The sequence below is a fragment of the Pseudomonas palleroniana genome (assembly GCF_003031675.1).
Taxonomy (GTDB): Bacteria; Pseudomonadota; Gammaproteobacteria; order Pseudomonadales; family Pseudomonadaceae; genus Aquipseudomonas; species Aquipseudomonas palleroniana.
On sequence record NZ_PYWX01000078.1, the window covers coordinates 1 to 1,305 of the forward strand.

A 1,305-nucleotide genomic window follows, 5' to 3' on the forward strand; every position below is an offset into this window, starting at 1 on the left:
GGTGTTGGTGGCCGTCAGTACCACATCGACTTTGTCGATAGTGTCGTTGATGGTGGTGGTTGCGCCGTTGCCTGCAACTTCCAGTTTCTCGAAGTTGCCGCCGGTGGCGTCGGTGATCTTGACGGTCTGGGTGCTCTTGTCGATGAACACGTCATCGCTCGGTGCCGGGACGGTCACGGTGCCGACGGTGTCACCGGCCTTGATGGTGATGGTGGAACCGTTGTCGAGTTTCAGGGTGACGTCAGTACCCGCTTTGTTAGAAAGCGTGGCGGTGTACGTAATCTGACCACCTTCGTTAACTGCGCTTGGCGCAGTCAGGGTCACGGTGGTGGTGTCAGCAGTGCCCGGAGTATCGGTAACGGTGGTATTTACCGGCGTAGTGCCCGGTACCAAGTTCTCGAAGTGCTCGCCGCCGGTCACCGTTTTGATCGCGGTGGTGACGGTCTGGTCGCCTTTGTAGACGTCGTTTGGAGCGACTACCGAAACAGAACCGCTCGACTGGTTCACACCGATGGTGATGGTTTTACCGTTATCCAGAGTGACCGTCAGGGGGCTAGCGATGTTGGTTACTGCTGCGCCGTTTTTATCCACAAGGCTGGCGGTGTAAACGATGTTGCCGCCTTCGCCCACAGTGTTGGTCGCGGTCAGGACCACATCGACCTTGTCGATGGTGTCGTTGATGGTGGTAGTTGCACCGTTACCTGCAACTTCCAGCTTCTCGAAGTTACCGCCGGTAGCGTCGGTGATCTTGACTGTCTGGGTGCTCTTGTCGATGAACACGTCATCGCTCGGCGCCGGGACGGTCACAGTACCGACGGTGTCACCGGCCTTGATGGTGATGGTCGACCCGTTATCCAGCTTCAGCGTGACATCGGTGCCGGCCTTGTTGCTCAAGGTCGCGGTGTAAGTGATCTGACCGCCTTCGTTAACTGCGCTTGGCGCGGTCAGGGTCACGGTGGTGGTATCTGCGGTGCCCGGAGTATCGGTAACGGTGGTGTTCACCGGCGTAGTGCCCGGCACCAAGTTCTCGAAGTGCTCGCCGCCGGTCACCGTTTTGATCGCGGTGGTGACGGTCTGGTCGCCTTTGTAGACGTCGTTTGGAGCGAGTACCGAGACAGAACCGCTCGACTGGTTTACACCAATGGTGATGGTCTGGCCGTTATCCAACGTCACGGTCAGTGGGTTGGTAATGTTGGTTACTGCCGCGCCGTTCTTATCTACAAGACTGGCGGTGTAGACGATGTTGCCGCCTTCACCGACGGTGTTGGTGGCGGTCAGGACCACATCGACCTTGTCGATGGTGTC

At 58.2% G+C, this 1,305-nt stretch carries 1 protein-coding gene; it reads right to left on the reverse strand.

From position 1 onward, the window contains the following. A partial coding sequence (locus C9383_RS26085; RefSeq protein ID WP_346254077.1) for an immunoglobulin-like domain-containing protein occupies positions 1-1,305 on the reverse strand: 1,305 nt, incomplete at both ends.